We start from the raw sequence: 23,000 nt of genomic DNA on the forward strand, positions 1-23,000 counted from the left end.
TCAGTTCACCCTCACGGAAACCGTGCCGAAGCCGCCCAGACTGCTGGTTATGGTGAAGGCGTAGTCGCCCGGGGCGGTGGGCACCCCGAGGAGCAAGCCGGTCGGGTCGACCGTGAGCCCCGGAGGCAGACCGGGGAACGGCGTGGTCACCGGATCCTGGTACTGGCCCTGGGCTCCCTGCGGGACGGGCACGACGCCGAGTGCGTTGGCGCCGAAGTGGGCGTCGGTGAACTGGTTGTCATTCGGATAGTGCCGGAGGCGGACATCGACCGTCTCCGAGACATGGCCGATCACCAGGGGCGTCATGACGAGGTCGTTCACGGTGGTCGTGATGTCGATCGCCTGCTGGTACTGGGGCAGATCGATCTGGAGACCCTGGTGGATCGCCTGGGCCGAGTAGCCCACCCTGTTGAGCGCGGCATCGTGCAGCGTGCCGCCGATGTCGGCGATGGCGTGGTAGGTGAAGTCCCATCCCTGCTGAGCACCGGCGGGCGAGTGGTAGGCGAGATCGGTGGCCTGGACGTTGGTCAGTGTGTAGTTGACGTTGTTGACGGGGCTGGACGCCCATATGTTGCGGCCGCCGTGCTCGAATCCTCCCCAGAAAACGACCGGATGGGCCGGGAGGCCGAGTGTCTTGGCCAGCAGGATGTGCAGGTTGGCGAAGTCCGAGCAGACAGCGCTGCTGCCGGGCGTGGTCAGAAGACTCAGTGGGTCGGCGACGAGGAATTGACTGCCGTCGTAGTCGACCGAGCTCCGGATCCCCGCGCGGAGCGCGGTCGCCACACTTTGCACATCGCCCTGACCGCCCGCCATGATCGCTGCCCGGGTCACCGCTTCGTACCGCAGAGGCGTGGTGGGGTTGCCGAGCAGATGGTAGATCGAGTGCAGCGTGGGGGGACCCACCTGTTCCACACCGTTCGCGTCGAAGAGCATCCAGTTGAGGCTTCCCAGCGTCGCCCCGACCGGACCCGGAGCCGCGAGACCGGTCAGGTCGATGTCGAACACCCCCACGCCGCCGGTGGGATTCTGCGCCGCCGACGCGCCCAGGGGGGTGCTCGGATCCTGGCTGTGCACGACACAGAGCGAGACCCCCGTACGGCCGTCGAGGCCGTGGACCTCCACCCGGGCCCTCGGCGTCTCACCCCGCACATAGGCGAGGTTCATGGACAGTCCCGCCTGCGGGTCGCCGTCCATGGCCCTGCTGTTCGTGAAACTGACCGACTGGATGGCGGGAGCCTGCGCGGGGGCGAACGCCGGTATGGCCGTGGCGGTGTTGGCGTTCATACGTTGCAGCGCACCCGCACCCGCACCCGCACCCGCACTCGCACTCGCACCCGCCCCCGCACTTGCACCCGTACGCGCCGCTGTCCCGGAGCCCGTCGTGCCCGGCGCGTCGTCGGCCGAGGTGCGCTGGAGGGCGGGAGCGGAAGAGGGGGCGGGGGCGCTGAGGGCGACACGGGCGTTGGCCTCGGCCTCGCGTTCGAAGCGGTCGGACGGGTCGCTGACGCGCAGCCCGTCGCCGTTGTCGCTGCCCGCGACCGGCCCCTGACGCTGCTGGATCACATGGGTCAGCTCATGGGCCAGGGTGTGCCGGTCGCCGCCACCCTCGCCGATGACCACATGGCTGCCCGAGGTGTACGCGCGGGCACCCACCTCGGCGGCCGAGTTCTTCGCCGCCGGGCCGTCGTGGACGCGGACGTCGGAGAAGTCCGCGCCCAGCCGGGCCTCCATGTCCGTGCGGGTGCCGTCGTCCAGCGGACGGCCGGGGGCGCGCAGCACATCGTGGACGGTGGAGCGCTGCACGGGGGTGGATTCGGCCTCCGGCGCGGACCGGTGGCCGCACCCGGCGCCGTGCTGCTGCTGGGCGTACGGGTACCCGGCGCGCTGAAGCATCCGCACCATCGCCATGTTCCCGGCGGTCCTCTGAATGCGCAGCGAGTCCTGCCGGGGGAACGCCGCCCGCGCCGGGGTTTCGTCCCGCCGCTGGTCGACGCCGGTGGTCGGATGATGTTCGTGGGTCATGTGGGGTGGTGCCTCTCGGTCACGTCATGGAGGAGGTCACCTCAGGACAGTCGAGTGCGACGGGGCGAGGGAAGGACCCGAAGGGCACACTCGGGGGCAGTGCCCACTGCCTCCCGAAGCGAGGACCGGACGGGCGGCAGCGGCGGAACACCCCGGCGTACTGCGGGAACAGCCGTACGCCGTACGAGGGCATCCGTCTGGTCACGTGTCATGTCGACCCCGCCGAATCCGGGTGAGACGACCGCGCTGATCAGCCCGTGGCCGCCGGTGGTGAGAGGGGACGCCCTCCCCGCCCCCGCCGGGGCCGCCCTGCGGATACGAGCCCGGCGAGCGAAGACCCGGCACCGCGCGCGGACGGGAGGATGCCGCGGTAACGGACGCGGAGGCCGGGGGCTTTCGCCGGGGCCGGGGGCTTCTGACGCTGGTGGAACGCGCTCCCGGGGCCGTAGCGCGGCCCGCGACGCGGCGCGCCCCCACTCCGGAGTGTCCGGGGCGGGGGCGCGCGTCAACGGCCGTTGAAGACTGCCCTATGCCTTGGCGGCCGCACGATGGCCGTAGCCGTCGTGCTCCCTCTCCACCTCCACGATGACGGTGGCGGTGGCCAGACCGCTGGTGACGTGGCCGCCCTGGGGGTCGGTCGCGGTCGCACGGGCGGTGTTGGTGACCTCGCAGCGCAGGGGCTGCTGACCGTCGCCGTACCCCTCCCCACCGCGCGCCATGGCCGTCTGACAAGGGGTGACGTTCGTGGTGGTGAGGGTGTGGCTGCCCCGGCAGGTGGTGCCGGTGCCGGGGGCCAGAGTGGTCGTGCCGCACGCGACGTCGGCGATCTTGTCGTCGGTGACCGTCACGCCGTGCAGAGTCGTGTTGCCGGTGTTGACGACCAGGTACGTGTACGCGACCGTGTCGCCGACCTCGAACGGGCCGCTGGACGCCACGTGCTTGATCAGGGTCAGTCCGGTGATGCGCTGTGGCTGGACGGTGATGGTGGCGGTGGCCTGGTTGCTGGCGACCTCCTGGCCATCGGGGTCGGTGGCCGTTGCCTGGGCGCGGTTGGTGAGGGCGCAGCCTCCGTCGGAGGGCTGGCAAGGGGTGATGTCCGAGGCGGTGAGGGTGTGGCTGCCCCGGCAGGTGGTGCCGGTGCCGGGGGCCAGAACGGTCGCGTCACAGGTGACACCGGTGACCCTGTCGTCGGTGACCGTCAGACCATGGAGGGTCGTGTTCCCGGTGTTGGCGACCGTGTACGTATAGGTGACCGTGTCGCCGACCTCGAACGGGCCGCTGGACTCGACCTGCTTGGCGAGCGTCATCTGGGAGACGGGCGCGGCTTCCCAGATGGCGTAGAGGGTGGTGTTGCTGGTGATGGTGAAGGTGTCGCCTGGTTGGTATTGGGGTGTGGTGGCGTTGGGGTCGGTGGACCAGCCGAGGAACTGGTAGCCGGTTTTGGTGAGGTCGCCGGGTTCGAGGATGGTGACGGTGTCGCCGGATTGGTAGGTGTTCGGGTCGATCGGGGCGGTGCCGGAGTCGTTGCCGTTGCCGTCATAGGTGACGGTGAAGAGGGGTGTGGGTGTCCATACGGCGTAGAGCGTGGTGTCGTTGAAGATCGTGAAGGTGTCGCCGGGGCTGTACAGGGGAGGGCCGTCGGAGCTGATCGCCCATCCCGTGAACACGTAGCCGGTCTTGGTCAGGTCACCCGGTTCGAGGATGGTGACGGTGTCGCCGGGGTGGTAGGTGTTCGGGTCGACCGGAGGGGTGCCGGAGTCGTTGCCGTTGCCGTCATAGGTGACGGTCAGGGGCATGGCTTCCCAGACGGCATAGAGCGTGGTGTCGGCAGTGATGGTGAAGGTGTCGCCGGGCTGGTACTGGAGGAAGCCGCTCGGGTCCGTGGCCCAGCCGACGAACGTGTACCCGGCCCTGGTCAATTCCCCCGGCCCGAGGACGGTGACGACGTCGCCTGACTGGTAGACGTTGGGGTCCACCGGAGGGGCGCCGAAACCGCCATTTCCGTCGTACATCACCGTGAAGGGGTCGAGTACGGTCAAGCGCTGATGACCACCGGAGAGTCTGCCGCGCTTGGCGGTGACATTCTTGCCCGGCGTGGCACCGGCTGAATTCTTCGCCGCCTTGTCACCCCTCAGGGGGAACCCCGCGCCCCCGAAGCCGGGAAGTCCGCCGTCGGTACCATCTGCGGCGGAATTCCCGGGAAACGTGCCGCCGCTCATGACGGTGGAGCCGAAGTCGCGTCCGCCGGAAATCTTTCCGGCGGACAGCACAGGATTTCCCGATACCGCGCCGCTCCGGTCCGCAGCCGAAAGCATCGTTCCCCGGGCGGTCGCACCCGTCGGGCGATGGCCACCGACCGAGGCGATGTCCTTGCCCGATGGCATGACCGCAGGGTCGACCGCGTTCGAGATCGCCGTCTGGAGCCGGGATTCGGTGCCCATCGCCCAGGCGGACGCCGGATACGCGAAGACCATCGCCAACACAGCGATGACGGCCACTGGCAAGGAAGCCAGTCTTTTACGAATCACAAGTACTCCCGCTCAGGAAATCGGATGATCCGGCCATTTTCCGTAACGTACGGACTGATCGCCTTACCTTACGGAGAGATGTGCCTCATCGCGGGCGGCTCGCGTTGCGCCGCTCCTCGGAATCCGTCAGGGTTCACCTGTCAAGCTCCAAGGAGAGGGCACGACGGCAGGGCGAAGGAATCCGAAAAGCATGTTTCGCGTGAGCCGTGAACTCGATCCTGCTATTTCCTCGGAGCCCATTCGGGTATACGGGAGGCCATGGCGCCCCCGCCGCGACCGCTCTCTCATCGACACCGGGCGCCGCTCCCCGCAGCCCTGCCGCTCCGCCCGGTGCGGCGCCCGGGTCCGGGTCGCCGCCCACCGTGACCGCGAGCGGTGAGGGCACGGTGCGGGGCGGGTGGTCACATCGCCCGCAGCCCCCGGTCGGCGAAGTCGATCAGCCACTCGAAACTCTCGTCGACGTCGGTGCTCCACTGGAAGCCGTGCCCCGCCTCCAGGGTGGCGAAGCCGTGGCAGAGGCTGCGCAGCACGCGCAGGGCGTGGCCGAGGGCCGGCTCCTCGATCTCGTATCCGCGCAGGACCGCGGCGAACGCGCCGAGCAGTCGCCGCCCCGCGAGGGCCAGCGGGTCCTCAGAGCCGGTGGGTTCCATGCCGATCGTGGCTGCGTAACGGCCGGGGTGTCCGACGACGAAGGCGCGGAAGGCGCGCGCGGCGGCGGCGAGGGCGTCACGGCCCGCGTATCCCTGGATCGCCTCGCCGACGACGTCGGCGGCCTGCCCCAGGGCCAGGGCGGCGATCCTGCGGACGAGGTCGTCCTGGCCGCCCACATGCTTGTACAGGGACGGAGTGCGGACGCCGACCCGCTGGGCGAGCAGCGCCATGGTCAGCTTGTCGAGACCCACCTCGTCGGCGAGGGCGGCGCCCGCCGCCACGACGGTCGCCGGGTCGAGTCCGGCCCTAGCCACGGACGGCCTCCGCGCGGAGGAAGGCGAGCATGAGCGACACCACCTGATCGGGGAACTGGTCGTGCGGGTAGTGCCCCGCGCCGTCGATCATCTCAAGGCGGCCGAGCCCGGCGGGCAGGCCGTCGAGGATCGCCGCCCCCTCGGCGCGCGGGTCCGTCCAGTCCGGGTCGTCCGTCCCCATCACGACCAGCACCGGGCAGCGGACGTCGCCGAGTCGCGCACCGGCGTCGGCGGGCGCGCTGAAGCCCATGCCCCGCAGGGCCTTCATCCGGCCCGGCTCGCGCAGCCCGGCCTCGACGCGTGCAAGGCGCTCGGTCCAGTCGGCGGGCTTCACTCCGGGGTAGGCGACGTCGAGGTACGCGCGCCAGAGCGGCACACTGCCGAGGACGGCGGCGCCGAGCAGCCGCGTCATACCCCGCCGGAAGCGCTTCACCCGCAGATCACCGAGGCTTGTCGTCTGCTTGCGGGTGAAGGGGGCCAGCTCGACGACCGCGCTGATCAGCGTCGGCTCTTGGGCGGCGGCGATGGTGGCGGCGCCGCCGGAGATCGAGTGGCCTACCAGGACGGCCGGTCCGCCCAGCTGTCGGATGACCGCGAGCAGATCGCCCGCGAGGGCCGTACGGCTCCAGTCCGGCCAGTCGGCGCTGGACTCGCCGCAGCCGCGCAGGTCGACGGCGGCGACCCGGTACCCCGCCTCGACCAGCCGGGGGATCACCGCGCGGTACGCGTGGCGGCTGTCGCCCATGCCGTGCGCGAGGACGATCAGCGGACCGGAGCCGGTCACTTCGTACGCGAGGCTGCCGCCGTCGACGGTCAGGTGCCGGGTCTCGTTCATGTCGTCCTCGCAACGCTGGTGGCTAATGTTGTTAGCTAAAAGCTAATGACATTAACCATGGCTGTCAACAACCGCCCGGCACCCCGGCGGCCGGGCGCGTCCTCCTCACGGGTGGCCGCGCCCGATCCGGTGCGGAGGGGAAGGCCGTGACGGCGGGCGGTTTCGTACCCTGGCGGCATGCGCATGCGGCCTACTGTGAGCTGGACCCCGACCGGCGACCTCCCGCCGGCCACGACGGACCTGGAACCGGTCGTCGGAGCGCTGCGCACCGGCCGGGTGCTGGTGCTCAGCGGGGCGGGTATCTCGACCGAGTCCGGGATCCCCGACTACCGGGGCGAGGGCGGGAGCCTGAGCCGGCACACGCCGATGACGTACCAGGACTTCACGGGCGGAGTCTCGGCGCGGCGGCGGTACTGGGCACGGAGCCACCTCGGCTGGCGCACCTTCGGACGGGCGCTGCCCAACGACGGGCACCGGGCGGTGGCCGCGTTCGGCCGCCGGGGGCTGCTCGGCGGGGTCATCACGCAGAACGTCGACGGGCTGCACCAGGCGGCCGGCAGCGACGGGGTGGTGGAACTCCACGGAAGCCTCGACCGGGTCGTCTGCCTCACCTGCGGCGACACGAGCGCACGCCGGGCCCTCGCCGAGCGCCTCGAAGAGGCCAACCCGGGCTTCGACCCGGTCCCCGCCGCGATCAACCCGGACGGCGACGCCGACCTCACCGACGAACAGGCCGGTGACTTCCACGTGGTGCCCTGCGGGGTGTGCGGCGGAGTCCTCAAGCCGGACGTGGTGTTCTTCGGCGAGACCGTGCCCGCCGAGCGGGTGGAACGCTGCCGGGCGCTGGTGCGCGGGGCCGCCTCGGTACTGGTCCTCGGCTCCTCGCTGACGGTCATGTCCGGACTGCGCTTCGTCCGTCAGGCCGCCGACGCCGGTACGCCCGTGGTGATCGTCAACCGCGACCCCACCCGGGGCGACAAGCTCGCCGACGTCCGGGTCTCCCTCCCGCTCGGCAAGACCCTCACCGCCGTCGCCGGACGCCTCGGCGTCCCGCTGGACGGCGAGGCGTCCGGAAAGGGCGACGGGGGAGGCCGTGAGCCCGGCGGGGCCGGGGGAGTGGCGGGCTGAACCCTCCGGCGCTCGCACCTCGCCGCGGCCTGGGGCGGCGGTGCGTGGCGGGCTGGGCAGGGCACCCCTCTTTACGCCTCCGGTTCCTCATCTCTCCGGGCCGGGCAGACGGCGCCCGGGGATGAAACGGCGAGAGCGGGTCCCGGATCTGCGGGGGTGGCGCTGCGCGTCCGCGTCGCTCGTCGGCGACGCAGAAGAGGCAGCGGGGACCTCCTCGCGCCGTCGCGTCGACCGGGGATCCAGGGTGCGAGGGGCACTGCGGATCGGACCGGGGACGGGACGGCTCGCGGGCGATGACTAACGCCCCGTGCACCGGATCGGCGGTGAGGGAGAAGTCCTCCTCGGGGGACCGGCAGTGCGGCTCGAAGGAGGCGGGTGTGAGGTCAGGGCCGTGGCGAAGTGCCCTGGCTCGCGACGGGACCGCCGGGTGGGTCCGGCTGGTCGAGGAGTTCCGCCAGACCGGCGCGGGTGGCCGCGACGACGATCCGGTCCTGCGGGTGCAGGACGTAGCCGGGGTGCAGTTCCCACAGGAGCCCGGAGGGTTCAGGGGAGCCCTGCCGGAGCGGGTCCGGGGTATCCCGGGCGCTCGTGTCGAGGGCGAGGACCCGCCACGCGCCGGGCCGGAACGCCTCCGCCACCGTCCGCCCGGCGAACCGGGGGTGCCCCGCGATGTCGAGCGCGGCGAAGACCAGGACCCGCCTTTCGACCGCGATGGCCCCGAGGATCCGGCGGCCCATCATGGCCGTGGCGAAGGCGGGCGCGGCGAGCGTCGACACGCTCCGGCTCCGGGTGAGGGCGCCCGGATGGGCCGCGCGCAGCGTGCGGTAGACGGTGGACGCGAAATCGTCGTCGTACAGGCGCAGCGCCACGAGCAGCTCCGGGTGGAGCGTCCGCGCGTACAGGGCCGCCTCCAGGTTCGTGGTGTCGGCGCTGGTGAGGGCGAGCAGCGCCCGCGCCCGGTCGGTCTTGGCGGCTTCCAGGACGCCCGTCTGGGTGACGTCGCCCAGGACGACGGGGACCCGCAGCCGCCGGGCGTGGGCGACGCCCCGGGCCTCCGGATCGTCCTCCACGCAGACGACGGGCACGCCCAGTTCATGGAGCCGGACGAGGACCCGGGTGCCGACGCGCCCCAGACCGAGCAGCACCACGTGACCGGAGAGTCCCCGGGGCGGGCGGCGCAGCGCGGCGGCGCTGCGGTACGCGCCGAACGCCTCCAGGGCCCCGGCGATCAGCAGCGGAAGGAGGACGAGCCCGAGCAGCCCGGCGAGGAGCTGGAGGACCTGCCGGGCGGTCGGTTCGCCGACGGCGGGGTCCCCGATGGCGAAGAGGTCGAGCAGGGTGACGTAGGCGGCGTGCAGCGGATGGTCCCCGGTGGTGGCCCAGGAGGCCACGGCGAGGGCGGCGACGGCGGCGCAGACCCCGGCGAGCGCCCACCGCACCCGGGCGGAGAGGAGTTCGCGGGGAGAGGCGCCCCGGCTCTCCCGGCGGGGCGGGCGGACGGGTTCGTGACTGACGGCTTCCAGGACGACGGTGCCGTGTCCGGCCGCCGCCCGCACCTCCGCGTCGTCGGGGAGCAGCCGGGGCGCCCGTCGTCCGCTGCGGTCGGAGCCGTCCGCGCCCGCCGGGTCGCTGCTGGTCGCGGAGAGCAGGGCGAGAGTGACGAGACCGCCGGGCGCGGGCGCGTCGCCCGGCCCCGGGACGTGCTCGGCGGCGCGCAGCAGCAGCCCGTCGGCCTGGACGATCCGGCGGGTCCCGGCGACGGCGGTGGCCGCGAGCGCGGGGGCCGCGGTGTCGGCGTCGGACAGCACGATCGTCGTGGCGTCCCGCCCGTCGGCGCCGACCGGGGAGGAGTCCGGGTCCGTCTGGTCGCGTGCCTGGTCGAGAAGTTCGGCCATGCGGAGACCGAGGTTGCGGTTGTACATCCGCAGGACCAGACGGATGTCCGGGTTGAGCCGGCGGGCGAGGAACGCGGCCCGCATGTTGACCTCGTCGTCCTCGTGGAGCAGCGCCAGCGCCTGCGCGACGGGCACCCCCGCCGCACGCAGGGTCGGCTCGTCGGGCGGCACACCGCCGAGGAGATGGGCCCGGACGCCGGGCCGGGAGGAGTCGGGCCCGCCACCGGCGGGCGTGACGAGGACGACGGACTGCCGGTAGACCTCGGCGAGTTCGGCGGCGATGCGGTGGGCGAGGGCGTCGTCCCCGCACACCACCATGTGGCCGCCTTCCGGCGGGGCGGGGAGCGGGGCCGGGCGACGCATGGCCCGCCGGGGCACGACGGACATGGTCGGCTGCTCCTTCACGCGGCGGGCACCCACTGTCCCAGGCTCCGGGGCCCACCGGCATGGGTGCTGACACCCAACTTCCGGGGCCCGCCGGGCCCTTGTCTCCGTCGAGTGCCGACGAGGGCGGCCGTCCGCCGGGGGAGGGAACGCGGACGACCCGTGGGCCTTGGTCCCGTCCGCTCGAGTTCGGACGGGAGCCGGCCGGATTCACCGGCGGCCCACGGGTCGGGTGACTGCGTGGTTCTCGGCAGGGGCCTGCCGAAGGTGCACGGAGTGCGACGGCAGGCCGTTAGCCCGCAGTCACCTCACGAATCCGAAAAGAAACCATGTTCCCGGATCACCTCCTTTCGCGTGTACCCACAGCTTAGGAAGACCGGGGGAGGCGCTCAACTCATTTATTCGCGGGGTTTTTCCGGGGCGGTCCGGCCCCGGTGCCGGTGCCGGTCCGGTCCGGTCCGGTCGGCGTCAGCCCAGCTCCGCCGCGATCAGGGCCGCCGTCTCGGCGATGAGCGGGTCCACGGCGGGGGCGTCCTCCCGGGTCCGGGTGGTGAGGACGGAGATCAGGACGGGTCCGCCGTCCGGGCGCCAGGCGACACCGGCGTCGTTGTTGGTGCCGTACCGTCCGCCGCCGGTCTTCTCTGCGAGGGTCCAGCCCTCGGGGAGTCCCTCGCGGAGCCGCTGGTCGCCCGTGGTGTTGGCGAGCATCCAGCGGGTCAGCAGCTCCCGGTCCGGGCGGGGGAGGGCGTCGCCGAGGAGCAGGCGCCCGTAGGTCCGGCCGATGGAGCGGGGCGTGGTGACGTCGGTACGGCGCTCGGGCTCCGCCGAGTTCAGCTCGGGTTCCCAGCGGTCGAGCCGGGTCACGGGGTCCCCGAGCGACCGCGCGAAGCGGGTGATGCCCGTCGGGCCGCCCAGTTCGATCAGGAGCAGGTTGGCGGCGGTGTTGTCGCTGAAGCGGAGCGTGGCGTCGCACAGTTCGGCGACCGTCATCCCCCGGGCGAGGTTCTCCGGCAGCTCCGCCCTCGGCGACCAGCCCGAGCGGGCGACGAACGCCTCCGTGTAGCGGATCCGCCGGGCCAGGAACGTACCGTCGTGGTCGAGGTCGCGCAGGACGGCGGCGACGGCGAGTGCCTTGAAGGTCGAGCACATCGGGAAACGCTCGTCCGCGCGGTACGCGAGGGTGCGCCCGCCGCGTACGTCGTGGGCGTAGACGCCGAGGCGCGCGGAGTGCCGCCGTTCCAGCTCCCGCAGCCGGGCCGACACCTCCTTTCCGCCGGGAGTGGAGGCGTAGGCGCTGCCGCCGAGGGGCAGGGCGAGTGCCAGGGCCGTGCCCGCGCCGAGGGCGAGCGCGGTACGGCGGGTCGGGGTGAGTTCCTCGCCGGTCACAGGGGTCCCTTCCGTAGTGATCACTACCGGGGAACACGCGCGGAGGGGGCCGCGCGGTTTCGGCGCCCCGGGGACGGTCGTGCGTTTCGCCGGAGGCCGGTACGGCAGGGGCCGGAGCCGTGCCGGGCTCAGCGCCCGCCGAAGCCCCAGGACTCGATGTCCCGGTACCGGATGGGGCCGGGCCCCCGGCCGAAGTCGCTGCCGACCAGGTGCAGCCGCTCGGTCCGCCAGGGACGGCCCTCGAACCCGGCGAGCCCGGCGGCGATGGCCGCCGCACCGGAGGGGTCGTCGCGCCGGGCGCGCGCGAGCGTCAGATGGGGCCGCAGCGGTCGCTCCTCGAAGGAGACGCCGCACTCCCGGACCACCGTACGGACCTCGGCGGCGAGCCGGTGCAGCCCGTCCAGGTCGCCGTCGAGCCCGCTCCACACCACCCGCTCGTCGAACTGTCCGCCGCCGCGCAGCGACAGCACGAGGTGCGGGCGGGCGGCGGCCAGCTCGGACAGGGGCCGGCGCAGGGCGGGCACCGTGCCGACCGGCAGCTCGCCGAGGAAGGCCAGGGTGACATGCCAGTCCTCGACGCGGTTCCAGCGCATCCGGGGATGGGCCTCGTACGCGGGTCCGAGGGCCTTGGCCAGCTCGTCCTTCGCCTCGTCGGGCGGGGCGAGGGCGATGAACACCCGGACGGTCGAGGTCCGGTCCCGCTCCTTCCGCTCCGTCTGGAGCGCCCGTCCCCGACGGCCGGGGCCGGTCGGCTCCCCGTCGTCCCGGCCCCGCACTCCGGACCCGGTCGTCCGCCCGTCCGCCGCTGTCATCCTCGTACCCCACTCGCCCCGCGTCCGGCCTTCCGGCTTCCCTGTCCGGCCCCGGCCCGTGGTCCTCCCCGGCCCCGGCCGACGACGGCGGGGTCCGGAGGCCGTTCGCAAGCGAGGGTACGCGGGCGGGCCGGTCAGTCGGCCACGGGGACCGGAGGCGCGGCCGTCTCGGAGAGGAAGGCGCGGAGGGCCTCGGCGAGACGTTCGGGCTGGTCCTCGGGGACGAGGGTCGCGGAATCGGCGATCTCCACCAGACGGCCCCGGGGATACAGCTCGGCCAGCCGGGGGCCGTGGTCGCGAGGCATGAGCCGGTCCTCGGCCGCCCATACGACGAGCACGGGACGCTCGAAGGACCACAGCCGTCCGCTCCACTCCAGCAACGTACGCCGGTCGGGTGCCGAGGCCGTGGGGAGAGGTTTACGGAGGGGAACGGCCACCGGCCTTGGGGTTCATGCCCCTGGGGGATCCAGGTGGTGTACGGAGCCGACGGGCGGCCCGTTCTCACCCCAGCGCCGGGTGGACCAGCCGCCCATGGTGGATGAGCGAGACGGACTGCTTCAGACGGCGGGCGCGGATGCTGATCTCGTAGCCTCTGATGCCCTTCAGACGGGCCAGGTCGCCGCTGAGGTAGCGGTAGAGGGCTGGGGTGTCCTCGCAGATGACGACGGCCATGAGGTTGTACTTGCCGCTGGTGGCCGCGACGAAGGCGCACTCGTCGTGCCGCCCCAACTCCTCGCCGATCCGGTGGAGATCCGGCAGGTCGACCTGGAGCCAGACAGTGGCGTTGAGTTCGTAGCCGAGGCGTTCGTTCAGGATGTCGACGCCGTACGTGAGGGAGCCGGTGGCTTCCAGTGCCTCCAGGCGGCGGGCGACGCGGGCGCCCGACCAGCCCGTGGCCTCGGCCAGGCGGGTGTGCGGGGCGCGCCCGTCCTCCGCCAGGGCCTTGAAGAGGGGGCGGTCCTCGTCGGTCGGAGCGAGCGGCGGCCCGACCGGCGCGGGCCGCCCCGCCGTCAGCCGGCGCACCTGCTCGTCGGTGAGGAACTGCCTGCCCCCGGTCCAGCCGGCCGCGCCGGGGTGACTGAACGTGTGGATGAGGAGGTCCACGCTCATGTCGAGGATCGCGGTCGCCTTCGGGAGCTGCCGCAGCAGGACGTCGCCGCTTCCGGCGCGGGTGGAGGAGCGGATGGCGCAGATGATCTCCGACCCGCCGGAGTCGATGCTGACATAGCCGACCTCGGGCCGCCGGGCGAGGGAGCCGGCGACGGGACCCACGGCGTCCGGGCGGCACCGGAGCCGCGCGATCCACTCCGACCCCCCGTGGACCGTCGGGCCGCTCATCCCGACCACCCGCAGGACCCCGTCGCGGCGCAGCGCGTTGTAGCGGCGGGCCACGGTCTGCTCCGAGACCCCGATGATCTCGCCGAGCCGCCGGAAGGAGACACGAGGGGCACAGGTGAGCCCGTGGATGATTTTGCGGTCGAGATCGTCGTACATGGAGGAATGATCCCACCAGTGGAAAGGAATCTGGAGGTTCTCTCCGGCAGTGCGGGATCGCTTGGGGATTTCTTGCGATCGGGGGCGAAGCTGGTCGATGCCCATATCGCAGCCGGTGCCCCCGCGGCATCCCGCAGCTGAAGGAACCTTTCCGTGAATTCTGCAACGAAGCGACGCCCCGAGCCAGGACGCGGCGTCACGCTCGTCATGGCCTGCCTGGGTGTCTTCGTCGCCTACCTCCCCGTGACGACCGTGTCGGTGAGCCTGCCGGCGATCCAGCGCGAGCTGGGCGCCTCCACCTCCCAGCTGGCCTGGGTGTCGGACGCGTTCGTCCTGCCGATGGCAGCGCTGATCCTCACCACCGGGGTGTGGGGCGACGTCCACGGCCGCAAGCGGGTCTTCCAGGCGGGCATGGCGTTCTGCGGTCTGGGCGCGGCCGTCTCGCTGGCCTCGGACTCGGTGGAGTCGCTCTGGGTCGGCCAGGCGTTCTCCGGTCTGGGCGCGGCGGCACTCCTGCCCACCACCCTGGCCCTCATCGGCCACGCCGTCCCCGACCACCGGGAGCGGGGCAAGTTCATCGGCATGTGGGCGATGTCCATGCTGACCTCGCTGGCCCTGGGCCCGCTGATCGCGGGCGTGCTCCAGGAGCACGTCGCGGTGCGCTGGATCTTCCTCCTGCCCATCCCGGTCTCCCTGATCGTCCTTGTCGTCGCCGCCTTCCTGCTGCCCGACTCGCGCGCGCCGCACGGACGCCGCCTCGACTGGCCCGGACAGATCACCGCGGCCGTCGCGGTCACCGCGATCGTCTACGGCGTGATCGAGGGCGGCGCCGACGGCTTCGGCACGCCCCAGGTGGTGACGGCCCTCGTCCTCGGCGCCGTGAGCGCGGTCGCCTTCGTCGTCGTCGAGAGCCGCAGCAGCAGCCCGATGCTCGACCTGGCCCTGTTCCGCAGCCCCGCCTTCGCCGCCACCTCCGTGGTCGCCATGGTCAGCTTCCTGGGCATGATCGGTTTCTTCTTCGCCCTGAGCCTGTACTTCGGCCTCGTGCAGCACCTGAGCACGCTGGAGGCCGGACTGCGGCTGGTCCTGGTGTCAGGGACGTCCCTCGTCGTCGGCATCCCCGTCGGTCGGCTGATGCACCGGGTCTCCTCCCGCGTCATGATCACCACCGGTCTCGTGGTGATGGCGAGCGCCCTCTTCACGCTGACCGGCATCGAAGCCGACACCTCCTACGGTTTCCTCTCCTGGCGCCTGGTCCTGCTCGGCGTGGGCATGGGCGCCGTCCTCACCCCCATGACGGCCTCCGCCGTCTCCGCCGTCCCGCACCACCTGGCCGGCATGGCCGCAGCGGGCAACAACGCCTTCCGCCAGGTCGGCGGCGCCCTCGGACCGGCCGTGCTCGGCGCCCTGCTCACCACCCGCGCCCTCGGCGCCCTGCCCGACCACCTCGCCGAGGCCGGAGTGCCGGCGGAGACCGGCGGCCGTGTCGTGGACGTCGCCCGGGAGCAGGGCCTCGGCGCCGTCGCCGGGCTCGACCTGGGCGCCTCCACCGGACCGGCCCTCACCGCGCTCAGCGGTTCCTTCCTCGACGGCCTCCGGCTCTGCCTCATCGTGTCGGGCTCGCTCGCCCTCCTCGCCGCCCTCGCCTGCGCGTTCCTCCTGCGCCCCGCCGCGCCCACCGGAGGCCCGGCCGCCACTGTCGCGGCCTCGAACCGGCGTACGGCAGACGGCGCCGGGGCTCCGGGTGCGGCAGCCGGTGCCGCGCCCGTCTCCGCCGACGGCGAGCCCTCCCCGGGGTTGCAGCGCGCCCGGTGAACCGGCCGAGCGGCCCCGCGGCAGGGGCGCTCGGCATCGAGGCGGCGGCGCCGCTCCCGTACACCCCGTCCTCGGCGGGTACAGGAGCGGCGCCGCCGCTCGGGGCGCCATCGACGGCCCGTCAAAATACGTTCATACGACAGACATCTCTCCGGTGGGGAATGGGTCGGTCAGGTTGCGTATTCATAACGGGTCTAGATCAAAGCGCGGCGCCCCGGGGCGTGCGCGTGCGGGCCTGCGCTGGGGGAGCGTCAGGGCGCGTACGCGCCGGGGTACGCCGTACGTCCGAAAGGAACTTCCCCGTGGATCGCAGGTCTCTGCTCACCGCCGCCACCGGAGCGGTGGGCGTGGTCGCCGCCTCCCAGATACCCGCCGTCGCCGCGCCCCCGCCCCACGCGGGCGGTCCCGGCGGTCGCGCGGTCACCACCTTCAACGTCATCAGCGACATCCAGGGCGACCTCCGGGACCTGGGGGTGGCCCTCGACGACATGCGCCGGACCAACCCGTCGAGTTCCGGCCTCGCCATCGCGGGTGACATCACCCCGCGCGGCTACGACGCCGAGTACGCGCAGGTGACGGCCGAGATGGCGCGCCACAGCCACCCGCGCACCGTTGCCTGGGCCATCGGCAACCACGAGTTCTACGTCCCCAAGTGGCGGGACCCGGACACCCTCGCGCAGAGCACCTGGCCCAACGGGACCACGGAGGACTCGCTCTTCCGGAGCTTCTACCGGTTCGCGGGCCGCAACACGGTCCAGGCCGAGCACTCCTTCGGCGGCATCCCCGTACTGAGCATCGGCACCGAGAAGTACATGCACTACCACGACCCGAAGCTCTGGGACGAGGTGTGGATCAGCGACGCGCAGTTCGCCTGGCTGGAGGAGCGCCTCGCGTACTGGGCGCGGCGCCGCAAGCCCGTCATGGTCGTCACCCACCACCCCCTCCCCAACACCGTCTCGGGCAGCCACAACCGGCTGTACTCCAACGACTACCTCCAGGCGGAGCGTCTCCTCGGCATCCTCGGCCGTCACAGGGACGTCTTCCTCTTCTGCGGGCACACCCACTGGGACCTCGCCCTCTCGGACTGGTACGTCCGCCGGGTCGTCCCCGGCACGGCGAACCCCGAGGGCTTCTCCGTCATCAACACCGGCGCCGTGCAGACCGGCTTCACCGACGACGGCAAGGGCGGCGAGGTCACCGTGGCGGGCACCTTCAACCAGGGGCTCCAGGTCGAGGTCTTCCACGACCGGGTGGTGGTCAAGGCGCGCGACTTCGCGGCGGGCGCCTGGCTGAAGCAGATCACGGTCCCCCTCTCGACCGGCATCTGACCCAGCCCCCTCGACCGGCCGCTCCGGGCCCAGGGACTCCGTCGGCCGGACTCCGGACCGGAACCGGACTCGAACCGGTACGGGTACCCGACACGGTCCGGCACCCGTACCGGCCGGGCGCCGGAACACGACAGGGCCGGGGCGGAAAACCACCGGTCCAGGTACCGCAACACAAACCGGTCCAGGTACCGGAAAACGACCGGGCCGGTGGCCGTCGCCCCCCAGGGAGCGGTGGTCACCGGCCCGGCCGGTTCGTCAGCGCACCGAGCGCAGAAAGGCCCTCGTCCGCTCGTGCTCCGGCGCGTCGAGCAGCCGGTCCGCCGCGCCCGACTCGATGATCCGGCCCTGGTCGAACATCAGGACACGGTCCGACACGTCACGGGCGAACCCCATCTCGTGCGTCACGCAGAGCAGGGTGATCTCGGTGTCCCGGGCGATGCCCCGCAGCACGTCCAGGACCTCCGCCACCAGCTCCGGATCGAGCGCGGACGTGACCTCGTCGAGCAGCAGGATCTCGGGCCGCATCGCGAGGGCGCGGGCGATCGCCACCCGCTGCTGCTGACCGCCGGACAACCGGGTGGGCCGGGCGTCGGTGCGGTCGGCGAGACCGACGAGCCCGAGGAGTTCACGGGCGTGCGCCTCGGCCTCCTCCCGCCCCTCGCCCAGAACGTGGACGGGCGCCTCGACGACGTTCTCCAGGACGTTCATATGGGGGAAGAGGTTGAACTGCTGGAAGACCATGCCGATCCGGCGCCGCCGCTCCGCCAGCTCCCGTTCGCTCGCCGGGACCAGCGTCCGCCCGCCGGGCCCCGAAGGAGAGTGCGAGTAGGGCAGACCGTCGACATGGATCACCCCCTCCGTGACCCGCTCCAGCGTCATGAGAAGCCGCAGGATCGTCGTCTTGCCCGAGCCGCTCGGACCGATCAGGGTCACGCGCTCCCCTCGCCCGACCGTGAGGTCGAGCCCGTCGAGCACGGTCTGGTCGCCGTACCGCTTGGTGACCCGCTCGAAGCGGACCGCCTCCGTGGGCGCGGTGGGCGGGGGAGCCGCCGGGACCTTCGAGAGCCGCTCAGTGGGCAAGACGAGCCTCCAGCCGTCGTACGAGCAGGGATGTCGGCCAGCTCGCGAGCAGGAACACCGCGGCGGCCAGGGTGAATGCCTCCAGATAGGCGAAGTGCGTACTGCCGAAGTCGTTCGCCTCGTGCACCATCTCGTGCACGGTGATCACCGAGAGCAGCGGTGTCTCCTTGAACAGGGAGACGGCGTAGTTGCCCAGCGGCGGCAGCACCTTGCGCACCGCCTGCGGCAGGACCACCGCCCACCAGACGCGGTGCCGGGGCAGCGAGAGCGCCGTGCACGCCTCCCACTGTCCCCGGGGCACGGCGTCGATGCCCGCCCGGTACACCTCCGCGAGGTACGCGGCGTAGTGCACGCCAAGGACGAGGATGCCGAGCGTCAGCGGACCGAGCGCCGGAATCAGCACCCAGGCGGCGAACAACTGCACGAGCAGCGGCGTCGAGCGGACGAACGCCGCCGCACCGCCGACCGGAATCGCCACCCACCGGGGCGCCGCCCGCCCCACGAACGCCAGGACGAGACCGAGGACCGCCGCCACCGCGAAGCCGAGCACGGTCGCCGCCAGAGTGACGCCGAAACCGCGCAGGACCACGGGCAGCGCGGTCAGGGCCGCCGCACCGTCCCACATCAGACACCGCCTTCCTGCCCGAGCCGGGCCCTCGCCGCCCGCTCCAGGGCGTTCATCAGCAGACTCAGCACACCCGCCACGACCCCGTAGACCACGAGCAGCAGCAGATAGGCCGCCGCCGTGTCACCGGTCGCGGACCGCAACTGGTCGATCTCGAAGGTCAGATCGGGCACCGTGACCAGCGACAGCAGCGGAGTCGCCTTCAACAACTGCACCAGCAGGTTCTTGAACGGGGCGATCATCAGCGGCCACGCCTGCGGCAGCACCACCCGGCGCAGCCGCAGCCCCGGCCGCATGCCGAGCGCCACCGCCGCCTCGCGCTGCGCCGCCGGCACCGCCGCCACCGCGCCCCGCACGACCTCGGCCCCGTACGCGCCGAAGTTCAGGCCGAGCGCGAGCACCCCGCACGCCAGCGGTTCGAGCCGGAAACCCAGCATCGGCAGCGCGAAGAACAGCCAGAACAACTGCACGTACAGCGAGGTGCCCCGGAAGAACTCGACGAAGACCCGCGCGCTCCCGCGCACCACCGCGCGCGAGGAACCCGCCGCGAGCCCCAGCGCGTACGCCAGGACGAGGGCGAATGCGGCGCCGAGCAGCGTCGCCTCCACGGTGACCAGCAGACCCTCGCCGAGCCGGGGCAGCGCGTTCCCCAACTCGGGGAGGAAACCCCGGTCCTGAGCGGACACACCGCTCACCCCCTCAAGCCGCACAGAGATCGGCGGTGCGCAGCGAACGCGGCGGCACCTCCCGCTCGGTGAAGCCGTACCGGCCGACCAGCCGCACATAGCGGGCCGGATCGCCGGTGATCTTCCGCAGTTCCCGGTCGAAGGCGTCCCGCAGCCCGCCCGCGCTCTGCCGGAACACCGCACCGCCCGCGCTGAGCTGCCGTACGCCGTCCACGACGGGCACGAACGGCGCGCTCACCTCCACCGAGGCACCCCGGTTGGTCCGGGCGAGCCAGCGCAGCGAGATCCCGGTCAGCGCGAAGGCGTCGATCCGGCCCGCGACCAGCGCGTCAAGACCGTCCTGCGGCTTGGCCAGCGTCTTCACCGCCTTGCCCGGCACGCCCGCCGCCTTCGCGTACGAGGCCTCCACGGCGGCGCCGAGCACCCCGACGGTCGCGCCCCGCTCCCGGCAGGAGACCAGGTCGGTCAGCCGCTTCGGGTTGCCCGCGCGGACCATCAGCGCGGTCGGCGAGACGAACTCCGGCTCCGAGAAGAGGACTTTGGCGCACCGCTCGGGGGTGATCGCCATGCCCGCGCTCACCACGTCGAAGCGGTCCGCCTGGAGCCCGGGGATCAGCGTGCCGAACTCGGTGAGCGTCGGACGCAGTTCGCGCACCCCGAGGGCCGTGAAGACCTCCCGGTGGAGGGTCGGCGCCTCGCCGACGAGGTCACCGCCGTCCTGGAAGCCGTACGGCGCCTCACCGGCGAAGCCCACCCGGACGTAGCCCTGCTTGCGCAGCTTCGCCAGGAGTTCCCCGTCGTCCTTCGGCGCCCCGGTCCCGGGCTGGGTCCGGCTGCACGCCGTGACCAGGGCGGGCGCGAGGGCGAGGACGCCGAGCGTCGCCGATCCGCCGAGGAACCCCCGGCGGCCGAGGAACCCGGGCCGGCGATCGTGATGGGACATGAAGGTCCTCTCCGTGGTGCGTGTCGTGCGCGGGATGGATCCGGTGGCGCGGCGCGGTCCGCCGCCGGTCATCCGACGGGGCTCACCTCGCGCGCGGCGATGAACGACGGGCGCCGCACGGGAGCCGAGAAGGGCAGCTCGGGAGCGTTCTCGACACTGTTGAAGACCAGGAACACATTGCTGCGCGGAAACGGCGTGATGTTGTCGCCCGAACCGTGCAGGGCGTTGCAGTCGAACCAGGTCGCCGACCCCGCGGGCCCCGTGAAGTGCCGGATGCCGCACGCCTCGGCGAAGGTGGTGAGCGCCTCGGCGGACGGCGTCCCCGCGTCCTGCATCCGCAGCGACTTCTTGTAGTTGTCCTCGGGCGTCGCCCCGGCACAGCCCAGGAACGTGCGGTGCGAACCCGGCATGATCATGAGACTGCCGTTGGTGGTGTGGTTCGGGGTGAGCGCGATCGACACCGAGACCGTCCGCATCCGGGCGAGTCCGTCCTCCGCGTGCCAGGTCTCGAAGTCGGAGTGCCAGTAGAAGCCGCTCGCGCCGAAACCGGGCTTGACGTTGACGCGGGACTGATGGACGTACACATCGGAGCCGAGGATCTGGCGGGCGCGCCCGACCAGACGCGGGTCGGCGGCGAGCCGCGCGAAGACCTCGCTGATCCGGTGCACCTCGAACACCGAGCGGATCTCCCGCGAGTGCGGCTCGACGACGGCCCGTTCGTCCCGGCGCACCGCCGGATCGGCCACGAGCCGGTCCAGCTCGGTCCGCAGCTCGGCGACCTCGTCCGGGCCGACGATCTCGTCGACCGTGACGAAACCGTCGCGCTCGTACTCCTCCAGCTCCCGCGCCCAGAAGGGCCCGGCGGTGCCGGGCGCGGACCACACGACGGGGTCCTTGCGGCCGATCAGCTGCTCCTCGGTGCCACGGGTCGGGTAGAGGTCGACGGGACGGGCGGGGGCGGAGGTCATGAGGGGTGGTGCCTTCCTTGTCTCGTACGGGAAGCGGGGAAGCGGGGAAGAGGGGAAGCGGGGACGCGGAGAGGGGGGAAGCGGGAAGGGGCTGGGGAGGGGCGTACGCGGGTCGGTTCAGCCGTGCTCGGGTTCGGGCTTCTGCCTCCGCTCCGGCTCCGGCTCCGGCTCCGGACCCGGCTCCGGCTCGGTGAGCAGCGGGTAGACGCCGTTCTCGTCGTGGTCCTCACGGCCGGTGACCGGCGGATTGAAGACGCACAGGCAGCGGAAGTCGCTCTTGACCTCCAGGGTGTGCCGCTCGTGCCCGTCGAGCAGGTACATGGTCCCGGGCACGATCGTGTACGTACGGCCCGACTCCAGGTCGGTCAGCAGGGCCTCGCCCGCGGTGCAGACGACGGCTTCGACGTGGTGCGCGTACCACATGGAGGTCCGGGTCCCGGCGTACAGCACCGTCTCGTGGAGGGAGAAGCCGACCCGCTCGCGGGCCAGCACGATCCGCTTGCTCTCCCAGGTGCCGGACGCGGCCCGCACATGCCGTTCGGTGCCGTCGAGTTCGTCGAAGCTGCGCACGATCATGGCGATCGCCTTTCTGTAGGAGGGAAGGGGGGTGGGTCAGGCGGCCCGGCCGGTGACCGGGCGGTATCCCGCCGTGTGCCGGACGGAGCGCGCGAGGATGCCGAGGCCCTCGTCGAGTTCGTCGTCCGTCACCGTCAGCGGCGGCAGCAGCTTGACCACCTCGCCGTGCGGGCCCGAGGTCTCCAGGAGCAGCCCCAGCTCGAAGGCGCGGCGGCACACGGCCTCGGCGCGCTCCCCGTCGGCGAACTCAAGGCCCCAGACGAGGCCGCGCCCACGGGCCCGCAGCCCCGTCCGGCCGTCCTCGCCGCACAGGTCGAGCAGCGCGCTCTCGACGCGCCCGGCGCGGCTCAGGGTGCGGTCGCGCAAGGCGCCGTCGCCCCAGTACGAGCGGAGGGCGGCCGCGGCGGTCACGAAGGCGGGGTTGTTGCCGCGGAAGGTGCCGTTGTGCTCGCCCGGCTGCCACACGTCGAGTTCCGGGCGGAACAGGCAGAGCGCCATGGGGAGTCCGTAGCCGCTGATCGACTTCGACAGGGTGACGATGTCGGGCACGATCCCCGCCTCCTCGAAGGAGAAGAAGTCGCCCGTGCGGCCGCAGCCCATCTGGACGTCGTCCACGATGAGCAGCATCTCCCGGCGGCGGCACAGCTCGGCGAGCTGCCGCAGCCAGGCGGCGCGCGCGACGTTGACGCCGCCCTCGCCCTGGACCGTCTCGACGATCACGGCGGCGGGGTGGTCGAGACCGGACCCGGGGTCGCCGAGAAGCCGCTCGAACCAGAGGAAGTCCGGCATCCGGCCGCCGAGGTAGTGGTCGTACGGCATCCGGGTGGCGTGCGGGAGGGGCACGCCCGCCCCGGCGCGTTTGGCGGCGTTGCCGGTGACGGCGAGGGAGCCGAGCGACATGCCGTGGAAGGCGTTGGTGAAGGAGACGACGGTCTCGCGCCCGGTGACCTTGCGGGCGAGCTTCAGGGCCGCCTCCACGGCGTTGGTGCCGGTGGGCCCGGGGAACATCACCTTGTACGGGAGGGCGCGCGGCTCCAGGACCGTCGTGCGGAAGGTCTCCAGGAAGTCGCGTTTGGCGGTCGTCGACATGTCGAGGCTGTGGGTGACGCCGTCGCCCGCGAGGTAGTCGAGCAGCGCGCGTTTCAGGACCGGGTTGTTGTGGCCGTAGTTGAGGGAGCCCGCGCCCGCGAAGAAGTCGAGGAAGGGGCGCCCGTCCTCGTCGTACAGCCTGCTTCCGCTCGCGCGCTCGAAGACGACGGGCCAGGCGCGGCAGTAGCTGCGGACCTCGGATTCGACGGTCTCGAAGACGGAGGGGGCGGGCGCGGGTTCGGTCAGGATGGTCACGGTTCTCCTGGGTCGAGGGGGAGGGGGAGGGGGGTGCGGCGGCTTTCGGGAGGGGCTGGAGCGGATCCGAGCCGGGTTGCTCAGTGCGTCAAGGGGCCGATGCGGTAGAGGACTTCGGGATCGTGGCCGGGACGTTCGGCGCCGACCTCGTGGTCTGCGCGGTCTGCGCGGCCTTCGCGGGTGGTG

General features: G+C 72.4%; 19 protein-coding genes and 1 pseudogene. 4 read left to right on the plus strand and 16 right to left on the minus strand.

From position 1 onward, the window contains the following. Positions 1-2,022: a DUF4157 domain-containing protein gene (locus BU197_RS00795; RefSeq protein ID WP_223182564.1), complete on the minus strand. Its 2,022-nt coding sequence runs from the start codon at positions 2,020-2,022 to the stop codon at positions 1-3. Positions 2,023-2,549: 527 nt separating this feature from the next. Then, on the minus strand, positions 2,550-4,061 hold the full coding sequence (locus BU197_RS00800) for an InlB B-repeat-containing protein (RefSeq protein ID WP_188266183.1): 1,512 nt from the start codon (positions 4,059-4,061) through the stop codon (positions 2,550-2,552). Positions 4,062-4,239: 178 nt separating this feature from the next. Here BU197_RS00800 and BU197_RS00805 point away from each other — a divergent pair, with 178 nt between their 5' ends. Beyond that, entirely contained in the window at positions 4,240-4,578 is a 339-nt protein-coding gene (locus tag BU197_RS00805) for a hypothetical protein (protein ID WP_188266184.1), read from the plus strand. Positions 4,579-4,951: 373 nt separating this feature from the next. On the opposite strand, the gene BU197_RS00810 is transcribed toward BU197_RS00805, so the two are convergent. Beyond that, positions 4,952-5,515 carry a TetR/AcrR family transcriptional regulator gene (locus tag BU197_RS00810; protein WP_188266185.1) on the minus strand — a complete coding sequence of 188 codons (564 nt, stop codon included), beginning with the start codon at positions 5,513-5,515 and terminating at the stop codon, positions 4,952-4,954. After that, the gene (locus tag BU197_RS00815; protein WP_188266186.1) at positions 5,508-6,350 is read right to left on the minus strand and encodes an alpha/beta fold hydrolase; all 843 of its coding nucleotides are present in this window, start codon (positions 6,348-6,350) and stop codon (positions 5,508-5,510) included. Before BU197_RS00815 ends, BU197_RS00810 begins: the two co-directional genes overlap by 8 nt. A gap of 177 nt (positions 6,351-6,527) precedes the next feature. On the opposite strand from BU197_RS00815, the gene BU197_RS00820 reads away from it, so the two are divergent. After that, positions 6,528-7,478: an NAD-dependent protein deacetylase gene (locus BU197_RS00820; protein ID WP_188266187.1), complete on the plus strand. Its 951-nt coding sequence runs from the start codon at positions 6,528-6,530 to the stop codon at positions 7,476-7,478. Between the two features lie 383 nt (positions 7,479-7,861). On the opposite strand, the gene BU197_RS00825 is transcribed toward BU197_RS00820, so the two are convergent. From BU197_RS00825 to BU197_RS00845, 5 genes and pseudogenes are all read right to left on the minus strand, one after another. After that, entirely contained in the window at positions 7,862-9,691 is a 1,830-nt protein-coding gene (locus BU197_RS00825) for an NAD(P)-binding protein (protein WP_188266205.1), read from the minus strand. Positions 9,692-10,225: 534 nt separating this feature from the next. Continuing rightward, on the minus strand, positions 10,226-11,143 hold the full coding sequence (gene bla / locus BU197_RS00830; RefSeq protein ID WP_188266188.1) for a class A beta-lactamase: 918 nt from the start codon (positions 11,141-11,143) through the stop codon (positions 10,226-10,228). A 128-nt stretch (positions 11,144-11,271) separates the two neighbouring features. Then, positions 11,272-11,955: an RNA 2',3'-cyclic phosphodiesterase gene (gene thpR / locus BU197_RS00835; protein ID WP_188266189.1), complete on the minus strand. Its 684-nt coding sequence runs from the start codon at positions 11,953-11,955 to the stop codon at positions 11,272-11,274. Positions 11,956-12,089: 134 nt separating this feature from the next. Further along, positions 12,090-12,353 (minus strand): annotated as a pseudogene (locus BU197_RS00840) (alpha/beta fold hydrolase); the annotation flags it as partial. Between the two features lie 103 nt (positions 12,354-12,456). Continuing rightward, positions 12,457-13,449, minus strand: a complete 993-nt coding sequence (locus BU197_RS00845) for an Lrp/AsnC family transcriptional regulator (protein WP_188266190.1) — start codon at positions 13,447-13,449, stop codon at positions 12,457-12,459. A gap of 207 nt (positions 13,450-13,656) precedes the next feature. On the opposite strand from BU197_RS00845, the gene BU197_RS00850 reads away from it, so the two are divergent. Both BU197_RS00850 and BU197_RS00855 read left to right on the plus strand, forming a co-directional pair. After that, positions 13,657-15,264, plus strand: coding sequence for an MFS transporter (locus BU197_RS00850; protein WP_188266206.1), 1,608 nt, complete (start codon positions 13,657-13,659; stop codon positions 15,262-15,264). Between the two features lie 302 nt (positions 15,265-15,566). Next, positions 15,567-16,592: a DUF4073 domain-containing protein gene (locus BU197_RS00855; protein WP_188266191.1), complete on the plus strand. Its 1,026-nt coding sequence runs from the start codon at positions 15,567-15,569 to the stop codon at positions 16,590-16,592. A gap of 255 nt (positions 16,593-16,847) precedes the next feature. On the opposite strand, the gene ehuA is transcribed toward BU197_RS00855, so the two are convergent. The 7 genes from ehuA to ectB form a co-directional block, all read right to left on the minus strand. Further along, entirely contained in the window at positions 16,848-17,672 is an 825-nt protein-coding gene (ehuA, locus tag BU197_RS00860) for an ectoine/hydroxyectoine ABC transporter ATP-binding protein EhuA (protein ID WP_188266192.1), read from the minus strand. Continuing rightward, positions 17,662-18,297 carry an ectoine/hydroxyectoine ABC transporter permease subunit EhuD gene (gene ehuD, locus BU197_RS00865; protein ID WP_188266193.1) on the minus strand — a complete coding sequence of 212 codons (636 nt, stop codon included), beginning with the start codon at positions 18,295-18,297 and terminating at the stop codon, positions 17,662-17,664. Before ehuD ends, ehuA begins: the two co-directional genes overlap by 11 nt. Then, positions 18,297-18,983: an ectoine/hydroxyectoine ABC transporter permease subunit EhuC gene (gene ehuC, locus BU197_RS00870; protein WP_317452039.1), complete on the minus strand. Its 687-nt coding sequence runs from the start codon at positions 18,981-18,983 to the stop codon at positions 18,297-18,299. Before ehuC ends, ehuD begins: the two co-directional genes overlap by 1 nt. A gap of 13 nt (positions 18,984-18,996) precedes the next feature. Beyond that, the gene (ehuB, locus tag BU197_RS00875) at positions 18,997-19,926 is read right to left on the minus strand and encodes an ectoine/hydroxyectoine ABC transporter substrate-binding protein EhuB (RefSeq protein WP_188266195.1); all 930 of its coding nucleotides are present in this window, start codon (positions 19,924-19,926) and stop codon (positions 18,997-18,999) included. 68 nt (positions 19,927-19,994) lie between these two features. Then, complete coding sequence (thpD, locus tag BU197_RS00880; RefSeq protein ID WP_188266196.1) at positions 19,995-20,894, minus strand: ectoine hydroxylase; 900 nt, start codon at positions 20,892-20,894, stop codon at positions 19,995-19,997. A gap of 117 nt (positions 20,895-21,011) precedes the next feature. Next, a complete protein-coding gene (locus BU197_RS00885; RefSeq protein ID WP_188266197.1) occupies positions 21,012-21,470 on the minus strand; it encodes an ectoine synthase in 459 nt (152 codons plus the stop codon). Between the two features lie 36 nt (positions 21,471-21,506). Continuing rightward, entirely contained in the window at positions 21,507-22,805 is a 1,299-nt protein-coding gene (ectB, locus tag BU197_RS00890; RefSeq protein WP_188266207.1) for a diaminobutyrate--2-oxoglutarate transaminase, read from the minus strand. Positions 22,806-23,000 lie beyond the last annotated feature (195 nt).

The organism is Streptomyces sp. CBMA291 (assembly GCF_014596525.1).
In the GTDB taxonomy this organism is placed as follows: Bacteria; Actinomycetota; Actinomycetes; order Streptomycetales; family Streptomycetaceae; genus Streptomyces.